Annotated in this window: 6 protein-coding genes and 1 pseudogene; 2 read left to right on the top strand and 5 right to left on the bottom strand. The window is 72.2% G+C overall.

All coding sequences use genetic code 11. The annotated features are described in order from the left end of the window. Positions 1 to 207: pseudogene (locus GTW43_RS20360) on the top strand (ATP/GTP-binding protein); the annotation flags it as partial. A gap of 77 nt (positions 208 to 284) precedes the next feature. Here GTW43_RS20360 and GTW43_RS20365 read toward each other — a convergent pair. The 3 genes from GTW43_RS20365 to GTW43_RS20375 all read right to left on the bottom strand — a co-directional run bounded on the left by GTW43_RS20365 (position 285) and on the right by GTW43_RS20375 (position 6,197). Further along, positions 285 to 476 (bottom strand): acyl-CoA carboxylase subunit epsilon, encoded by a 192-nt coding sequence (locus GTW43_RS20365; protein ID WP_161303450.1) that lies wholly within the window; start codon positions 474 to 476, stop codon positions 285 to 287. Between the two features lie 48 nt (positions 477 to 524). Then, a complete protein-coding gene (locus tag GTW43_RS20370; protein ID WP_161303451.1) occupies positions 525 to 2,120 on the bottom strand; it encodes an acyl-CoA carboxylase subunit beta in 1,596 nt (531 codons plus the stop codon). A 225-nt stretch (positions 2,121 to 2,345) separates the two neighbouring features. Next, positions 2,346 to 6,197 carry an endo-alpha-N-acetylgalactosaminidase family protein gene (locus GTW43_RS20375; RefSeq protein ID WP_161303452.1) on the bottom strand — a complete coding sequence of 1,284 codons (3,852 nt, stop codon included), beginning with the start codon at positions 6,195 to 6,197 and terminating at the stop codon, positions 2,346 to 2,348. Positions 6,198 to 6,452: 255 nt separating this feature from the next. Between GTW43_RS20375 and GTW43_RS20380 the strand changes: the two genes are divergently transcribed. Beyond that, positions 6,453 to 7,082 (top strand): YceI family protein, encoded by a 630-nt coding sequence (locus tag GTW43_RS20380; protein WP_161303453.1) that lies wholly within the window; start codon positions 6,453 to 6,455, stop codon positions 7,080 to 7,082. Positions 7,083 to 7,113: 31 nt separating this feature from the next. On the opposite strand, the gene GTW43_RS20385 is transcribed toward GTW43_RS20380, so the two are convergent. Both GTW43_RS20385 and GTW43_RS20390 read right to left on the bottom strand, forming a co-directional pair. After that, positions 7,114 to 8,871 carry an ABC transporter ATP-binding protein gene (locus GTW43_RS20385; protein WP_161303454.1) on the bottom strand — a complete coding sequence of 586 codons (1,758 nt, stop codon included), beginning with the start codon at positions 8,869 to 8,871 and terminating at the stop codon, positions 7,114 to 7,116. Positions 8,872 to 8,972: 101 nt separating this feature from the next. Then, the coding region (locus GTW43_RS20390) for a lasso peptide biosynthesis B2 protein (protein WP_161303455.1) at positions 8,973 to 9,142 on the bottom strand (170 nt) is incomplete at its 5' end.

Here is a 9,142-nt window from a genome sequence, read left to right on the forward strand (position 1 = left end):
GACTACTTCGAGAACTCGGGCCTGCCCTTCGTCATCGCGCTCAACGGGTTCGACGGCCACCAGCCCTACAACCCCGACGAGGTCCGCGAGGCACTGCAGATCGGCCCCGACACCCCGATCATCACGACGGACGCCCGCCACCGCGCAGACGCCAAGTCCGCCCTGATCACGCTCGTGGAACACGCCCTGATGGCGCGCCTGCGGTAGCGGACGCCGGACGTACGAGAAGGGCCCCGACTCTCCTGGGAGAGTCGGGGCCCTTCTCGTGTGTGCGGCGTCGGCGCTCAGCGCCAGCTGTGCGGGGCGCGGAAGCCGGGCTCGCGCTCCAGGCGGCGCCAGCCGGCCTTGGTGCGGCCGCGGTGGGCCGGGGCGGCCTCGGGGGTCGTGGCGGCGCGGGCGAGGAGGATCGCGGTGATGGCGGCGACCTCCTCGGGCTCGGCGTGGCCCTTCTCGACGCGGATGTCAGGGGTCGACATTGCGGCTGGTCTCCTAGGTCGTGGCAGGGAAGAGCGGTGCGGGGGCCGCTACTGCGGCGGGTTGCCGTGCTTGCGGGACGGCAGGTCGGCGTGCTTGGTGCGCAGCATCGCCAGCGACCTGACGAGGACCTCACGGGTCCCGGCGGGGTCGATGACGTCGTCGACGAGGCCCCGCTCGGCCGCGTAGTACGGGTGCATGAGCTCGGACTTGTACTCCTTGACCATGCGGGCCCGCATGGCCTCGGGGTCCTCGGCGTCCGCGATCTGCCGGCGGAAGATCACGTTGGCCGCGCCCTCCGCGCCCATCACCGCGATCTCGTTCGTGGGCCAGGCGTAGGTGAGGTCGGCACCGATGGACTGGGAGTCCATGACGATGTAGGCCCCGCCGTACGCCTTGCGCAGGATCAGCGAGATCCTCGGCACCGTCGCGTTGCAGTACGCGTAGAGCAGCTTCGCGCCGTGCCGAATGATGCCGCCGTGCTCCTGGTCGACACCGGGAAGGAACCCCGGCACGTCGAGCAGCGTCACGATCGGGATATTGAAAGCGTCGCACATCTGGACGAACCGGGCAGCTTTTTCGCTGGCCTCGATGTCCAGGACACCGGCCAGGGACTGCGGCTGGTTGGCCACGATGCCCACGACCTGGCCGTCGAGACGGGCCAGGGCGCAGATGATGTTGCGGGCCCAGCGCTCGTGGACCTCGAGGTAGTCGCCGTCGTCGACGAGCTCCTCGATGACCTTCGCCATGTCGTAGGGGAGGTTGCCGTCGGCCGGGACCAGGTCGAGCAGGACGTCGGAGCGGCGCTCGGCCGGGTCGTCCGAGTCGACGGTCGGCGGGTTCTCGCGGTTGTTCTGCGGGAGCATCGACAGGAGGTAGCGCACCTCGGCGATGCAGGTCTCCTCGTCGTCGTACGCGAAGTGGCACACGCCCGAGGTCTCGGCGTGGACGTCGGCGCCGCCCAGGCCGTTCTGCGTGATCTCCTCGCCGGTGACCGCCTTGACGACGTCCGGTCCGGTGATGAACATCTGCGAGGTGTCACGGACCATGAACACGAAGTCGGTGAGCGCCGGGCTGTAGGCCGCGCCGCCCGCGCAGGGGCCGAGCATCACGCTGATCTGCGGGATGACACCGGACGCCTTGGTGTTGCGCTGGAAGATGCCGCCGTACCCGGCGAGTGCGGAGACGCCCTCCTGGATGCGGGCGCCGGCGCCGTCGTTCAGGGAGACCAGCGGGGCACCGGCCGCGATGGCCATGTCCATGATCTTGTGGATCTTCGTGGCGTGGGCCTCGCCCAGCGCGCCGCCGAAGATCCGGAAGTCGTGCGCGTACACGAAGACCGTGCGGCCCTCGACCGTGCCCCAGCCGGTGACGACACCGTCGGTGTACGGCTTCTTCGCCTCCAGGCCGAAGCCCTGCGCACGGTGCCGGCGCAGCTGCTCGACCTCGTTGAACGACCCCGCGTCCAGGAGCAGCTCGATGCGCTCGCGCGCGGTCAGCTTGCCCTTCGCGTGCTGGGCCTCGGTCGCCTTCTCGCTGGGCCCGGCGAGGGCCTGCTCGCGGATCGCGTGCAGCTCGGCCACGCGCCCACGCGCGTCGGTGGGCTCGTCCCCGGGGTTCGAGGCGGTGTCGTCCAAAACGGTCATGTAGTGACCATACGAAGCCGACCAAGGAAAACGGCCCGTCGACTCCGTACAGTCTCCGGCCCGGTTTCCTGGTGGGCCCTGACAGTTCCGTACGAAAACAGGCGGCGGTCGACTGCCCGAGGCCCCCCGGCGTTGTACGGAACCTCTAAAGCGTATCCGCCGTTCGGGTGGGCCGCCGGGAGGAAGCGCTCCCCGGGCGGCCCACCGTACGCTCCCCCGCCCGGGTCAGCTTCCGCAGTGGAAGCGGGCGTCGCCCCAGTCGGCGTGGTCGTTGCCGTTGCCGTCGCCGCCGTCCCCGACGACGAGGTCGACGTACGTGGCGCCGCCGAGGTCGGCGGTGAGCGACCAGGCGGTGTCGCTCGCCTTCAGCACCGGCGACTTCACCTTCTCCGTGCCGTCCGCCAGCACGGAGAACTGCACGGTGCCACGGCCGGTCTGGACGTCGTCGACGCCGACCTGGGCCGTGAAGGACGTGCACTGCTTCCCGAGGTAGTAGCGGATCTTCGCGGGGGCGTGCGTGCCGAGTCCCTTGGCGTAGGCGGTGCCGCCGATCGTGAGCGGCGTGCCGTCGCCCTGGCCCTGTTCGCCGTTGGAGAGGTCCTTCTCGACGGGCCCCCAGCCGTTCTCGGTGGCGGTCCAGTCGATGTCGCTCGCGTAGGTGTCCTTCACGGGCGGCGGCGGCAGGGTGCGCACCGTCGTGGCCGCGTCGAGCGTCCGGTCGGCGCCGCCGAGCCGGTAGCCGGCCCGCGCGGTGAGACGGTACGGCTCGTACGGGGCGTCGGCGGGCGGGGTGACCTGCCAGGTGGCGGTCGCCGCGGCCCCGGGGGCGACCGGGTCCAGGGCTGCGGGACCGTCGGGCTCCGCCTTCCAGCCCTCCGGCAGGCCGAGGGTGACGGTGGCGCCGTCGATGCGCTCGGCCTCGTGGTTGGTGAGGGTGGCGGTCACCTTGTTGGCGTGGCCGGGTTCGAGGCTCTGGCCGGCCTCGACGCCGAGCGTGGCGCAGGCGGCCCGCTCCTTCGCCGGACCGAGGTCGGTCACGGTGAAGTCGTCGAGCACGAAGTCGGCGCCGTCGGGGGCTCCGGGCAGCTTGCGCAGCCCGGTCCAGGTGACCCCGCAGCCCGCGGTGACGGTGGTGCTGAATCGGCCGGTGGTGCGCTGCGCGCCGAGGGGGACGGCGGCGGCCTCGACGGTGTCGTCACCGGCGTCGTAGCCGCTGATCCACTCGTAGGCTCCGGCGTGACTGGACTGGTAGGCGAAGTCGACGCGGTAGGCGTGGCCGTCCTTCATCGGGACGGAGGCCGGTGACGTGCGGTAGACGACGCCGTCGTTCTCCTCGTGGGACTTGAGGGACTCGCCGCCCTCGATGACGTCGTCGACGAGCTTCCCGTTCCAGCCGGACTGGGTGTACGGGGCGTGCTTCTGGGCGATGTGGGTGCGCGGGTCGGTGGTGCCGCCCGCGTCGCCCTTGTCGAAGGGGCCCCAGCCCTGGTCGACGTCCTCGAAGTCCTCGTGGACGACGGTGCCGGTCCCGGCGGCGGGGGCGCCGCCCCGTACGACACGGACGTCGTCGAGCCGGACGGCGGTGCCCCGGTCGTCGGGCGCGGCGGCGATGCGCAGGGTGGTCACGCCGTTCGCGGGCGCCGTGAAGCCGACCTTGACGCGCTGCATGTGCGTGCCGTTCCAGTCACTGGCCGCCATCGTGTCGGGCAGTGTGGACCGGTCGACGGAGACGGACCGCCCGGCTGCCCGGAGCGTGGTGCGGCGGGCGGCGCCGGGGGTGACCTCGACCCAGGCGGAGGCGGTGTAGCGCTTGCCGGGCGCGAGGCCGGTCAGGCGCTGGGCGACGGAGGCCTCTTCGGTGCCGGTGAGGCGGGCACTGTTGCGGCCCTTGGTGTCGGTGTGCCGGGCGACGGTGCCCCGGGTGTCCCAGCCGCGGAGCTTCGCGTCGTTGAAGCCGGGGTCCTTCAGGCCGGTGCCCTCGCCCCAGGCGGGGTCGGCGGCGCCGGGGGTGTCGCCGGACGGGTAGAGGACGTAGGGCTGCCCGGCCTCGGCCTCGAGCGTGAGGTGTCCGTCGGCGTCGGTGTGCACGGTGCCGGTCTGCACGCGTCCGTTGTCGGTGAGCTTGTGGACGGTGTAGCTGCCGCGGGGCACGGTCCAGGTGCTGGTGCCGCCCTGCTTGCTGTAGTGGTAGAGCTTGCGGCTGCCGTCCTGCGCCTTCCAGGGCAGCAGGTAGGCGTCGCCGTCGAGCACCTTGCGGCCGTGGTCGTAGAAGGTGCGCCGGCCGTCCTCGACGGTGCCGCGCACGCCGCCCGTGAAGGTGATGTCGTTGCCGTCCCAGCGGGTGATCCGCTGGTGCTGGAGGTACTTGGCGGGCAGGTCGCGCTGCCAGACGTTGGCGTAGAAGGCGTTCCAGTCGTTCTCGCCGGTCCAGCCCTCGAAGTCGACGAGGGCGCTCTGGCCGAGGACCGGGTCGTCGTTCCAGACGTCCTTCTCGCTGTTGCGGATGAACCGGACGATCTTCGAGTTGAGGCCCTTGTTCGTCGCGCCGCCGTAGTCGAGGTCGTTGGCCCAGTGCGACCACAGCGACTGCCGCTCGAACTTGTCGGCCCACTCGGTCGCCAGGTTCCAGCCCTGGCCGTTGATGGCCTTGGCCGTCTGCTCGGCGATCCAGCCGTGCGTGTAGTACACGTCGACGTAGACGGTGGTGAGGTTCTTGTCGGTCTCGTCGCGCAGTTGCCGGAAGCGGGCCGCCAGGTCGCCGCTGTCGATGTCGCGGCGCTGGTCGATGGAGTAGCTCTGGTCGAGCCAGTTCCAGCCGGGCTTGTCCGGGTCGATCAGCCGGTCGTCGAAGTGCCGGGCGACGGGGTACGCCTCGGTGGCGTTGACGTGGACGCCGAACTCGGCGCCGTACTTCTTGCCGGACCTCAGCAGCTTGTTGAGGTCCTTCAGGCCGCCTGCGCGCTTGTTGGTGTTGCCGCCGTAGTCGGGGTGGGCGGAGTCGTGGCCCTCGGACGCGTACCCCTTGAGCAGGGCGAACTGGCCCAGGCCGTCGGTGGCGAGACCGATCCGCTTGACGTCGTCGAGGGTGCGCAGGAACGGGTGCTGGGCCTGGCTCGCGAAGTTGAACGGGATGTGCGTGATGACCCGGTCGGCGGTCTCGTCCCCGCCCTGCGGCTCGATGCCGATGGTGCGGAAGGCGACCGCGCCGTCCTGCCAGTCGACCGTGCCGTCGCCGTTGGCGTCGGGGGTGACGACGACCTTGGCCCAGGGCAGGTCGTCGCCGGTGGCGTGGGTGGGTGAGCCGTCGCCGCGGTAGGTCCACTGGCCCGACCAGACACCGACCCGGGTGCCGCCCGCCGTGTCCTTCGTGGCCCGGTGCCAGAAGCGGGCGTCGTCGCCGCCGGTGGCACCGCTCGGCTTGTCGTACGTGGAGTTGGACTCGACCGCGGCCGCCAGCCGGTCCGTGTTGACGAGCGCGTACGAGGCGCCGGTCGCGGCCGGTTCGGCCGGGGTGTCCGCGGTGACCTTGCCGAAGCGGTCGGCGGTGCGGGTGGAGTCCGGGTCGAGCGTGGTGAACGCGGTCTCGGCCCCGCCGTCGGCGCTGCCCACGGAGACGAGGTCGTGGCCCGGGATGTCGATGGTCCCGACGCGGAAGCCGGCGGTGTCGCGCACGGCCGTGACCTTGAAGGTCGTGGCGCGGCCGCTGACGGTGAGCGTCGTGTCGAGCTGCACGCCCGGCAGGTCGGGGAAGGCCAGCGTGTAGGCGGCGGTGGCGCCCTTGACGCGCGGGGCTCCGGTGAGCCGGACCGGGTGGGCCTTGCCGTTGAGGGTGACCTCGCTGACGGCCCGGGTGCTGCCGAGCAGCCGGGACCCGTCGGACCGGTTCTCGTAGGACAGGACGCGGGGGAAGTCCTCGGCGACGGTGACCCGCAGCTGCGAGGAGGTGAGGACGAGCCCTCCGGAGACGGCTGGGGGCCCGTCCCGGTGCGGCTCGGCGGCCGTGACGGGGGCCGCGAGCGCGATGCTCAGGGCCGCCGCCAGGACCAGGGCGTGGGTGGCGCGGGATCTGCGGGACATGACGCCCTGGGTATCCGCGCAGCGGCGGGACGGTCAACGGACGGGGGCGTCCGGCGGGCCCGCAGTCCAAGTACTCGCCTCCTTAAGTCCAAGTCCCGCGGCCCGCGGAAGAGCGCCCGCGGGATCCACACGGTGTAATCGGAGGGACACACGGTGTTTGATGTTGAAAGTTGAACATCATCGCGCTACAGTCGGATGCGTTGATAGTTCAACGTTCAACAGACATTCGACAGCCCCGTCCCCGAGGAGCACGTCATGGGCATCTTCAACCGCAAGAACGAGACCGCCGCCGACACCGGCACCGCTGCCGCCGCCGCTGCCGCCGGAGCCCCCGCCGGTCCCGACCTCGGCGCGCTGACCGGTGACTACACGATCGACCCGGCGCACACGACGCTGGGCTTCGTCGCCCGGCACGCGATGGTGACCAACGTGAAGGGCAGCTTCACCGACTTCACCGGCTCGCTGCACCTGGACGGCGCCGACCCGGCGAAGTCCACGGCCTCGTTCGACGTGCAGATGGAGAGCATCGAGACGGGCAACGCCGACCGTGACGGCCACCTCAAGAGCGCCGACTTCTTCAAGATCGACGAGTTCCCGACGATGACGTTCCGCTCGACGGCCGCCGAGGCCCTGGGCGACGACTCCTACCGGATCACCGGCGACCTGACGATCCTCGGCACCACCAAGCCGATCTCGATCGACCTGGAGTTCAACGGCTCGGCGACCGACCCGTTCGGCAACCAGCGCGTCGGCTTCGAGGGCAGCACCAGCATCCTGCGCTCCGAGTGGGGCCTGACCTGGAACGCGGCCCTGGAGACCGGCGGCGTGCTCGTCTCGGACAAGATCAAGCTGAACTTCGACGTCTCGGCGATCAAGAACGCCTGACGGGCGCGGGGTGCCCGGCGCCCCCGCCGGTTCAGCGAGTTGTGGCGGCCACGAGTTGCGTGGCCGCCAACTCGCCGTACAGGGGGTCCCGTTCGACCAGCTGGGCGTGCGTGCCCTGGGCCCGCACCCGTCCTCCGTCGAGCACCACGATGCGGTCCGCGTCGACCACCGTGGACAGCCGGTGCGCGATCACCAGGACCGTGGTGCGCGGGGCGAGGTCGCGCACGACGTCCCGCAGGTGCTGCTCGTTGACCGCGTCCAGATGGGCGGTCGCCTCGTCGAGCAGCAGCAGCCGGGGCCGGCGCAGCAGGGCGCGCGCGATCGCCACGCGCTGGCGTTCGCCGCCGGAGAGCAGCACGCCCCGGTGGCCCACCGTCGTGTCGAGGCCCTCCGGGAGCCGGGCCACGAGATCGCCGAGGCGGGTGCGCCGGACGACGTCCGCCAGATCCGCCTCCGTCGCGTCCCGGGCCGCGTAGAGGAGGTTGTCGCGCAGGGTGCCGGCGAGGACGGGGGCGTCCTGCTCCACGTAGCCGAGCGCGGCGCGCAGTTCACCGAGCGGCCAGTCGCGGATGTCGCGGCCGCCGACCGTCACGGTCCCCGCGTCGTGGTCGTAGAACCGCTCGAGCAGGGCGAAGACCGTGGACTTGCCCGCGCCGGACGGGCCGACGAGCGCGGTGAGGCCGCCGGGCGGAGCGTGGAAGCTGACGCTGTCGTGCGCGGCGGCGCGGTCCCCGTCGTAGCGGAACGTCACGTCCTTGAAGGCGACGTCCACCGGGGTGCGGGCCCGGCGCCGGGTCTTGCGGTCCTTGCGCGGGCCGCGGCTCGCGGGGCGGGCGGTCGTCTCGCCCGGCAGGTCCTCGATCTCCGCGAGCCGGGCGAGCGCCGCGAGCCCGCTGTTGAGACCGGTCCAGCCGTCGGTCAACTGGCCCAGAGGACCGACCAGATAGAACAGGTACAGCAGGAACGCGATCAGCGCGGAGAGGTCGAGGGCGCCGGACGCGACGCGGGCGCCGCCGACGCCGAGCACCGCCAGGAACGCGATCTGTACCGACATCTGCATCGCCACGTCGGACACGGAGGTCCAGCGGGCCACCGACAGGCCCTTCCCGTACGCGCGGCGGGCGGCCAGGGCGACGGCCTCCTCCTCGCGCTCCTCGGCGCCGTTGGCCTTCACGGTGCGGAACGCCTGAAGGGCGCGGTCGAGCGCCGAGCCCATCTCCCCCACCGCCTCCTGCGCGGCGGTCTGCGCCCGCCGGATGCGCGGCATGACCAGGGCGAGCGCCGCCGTGACCAGGGCGAGCACGAGCAGGGTCACGCCGAGCAGCACCGGATCCATGACGCCCATGAGGACCACGGTGGCGACGAGGGTGAGCGCACCGGTGGCGGACTCGACGAGGCTGCGCGACAGGACGGTGCGCAGCAGGGTGGTGTCGCCCGTGGCGCGGGTCAGCAGGTCGCCCGGGGTGAGGCGGTCCACGGCCGCGACCCGGAGCCGGAGCATGCGGTGGACCAGGCGTTCCCGGGCGCCGAGCACGACGGCCTCGCCGGTGCGGGACATCAGGTAGGTGCCGGTCGCGGTCAGGGCGGCGCCGGCCACGACGACGGCGGTCAGCAGGAGCAGGGCGACAGCCGCGGAGCGGTGCTCGGCGAACGCCTCGATCGCGTGCCTGGCCATCAGCGGCACGGCGAGACCCGCGGCGTCGCCGGTGAGGGCGAGGAGGCCGCCGGTGGCGAGGATGCGCAGGTGGGGGCGGGCATGGCCGAGAAGGAGCCGGGGGTGTGCGGGCACGTCGGGGTTTCCTTCCGGCCGTGAGGTGTTCCGGTGCGTCGCCGGGTGGCGGGGCCGGGCCGGGCCCCTCCGGGCGGACGGAGGGACTTTGCGGACACGCCCTAGTCGTTGAGCTGGGTGTGGTCCCGGCGCGGCGCGACCGTCATCAGGGGGCGGTACTCGTCCGGGGTGGCCGGCTCGCCGACCATCCGGCCCTCGGCCTCGACCCAGGCGTGCGGGGCGAACGGCGGCGCCGCGCGGACGCCGGCGTGCCAGGCCGGCCAGGTGCCCG

Source organism: Streptomyces sp. SID5785 (genome assembly GCF_009870065.1).
In the GTDB taxonomy this organism is placed as follows: Bacteria; Actinomycetota; Actinomycetes; order Streptomycetales; family Streptomycetaceae; genus Streptomyces.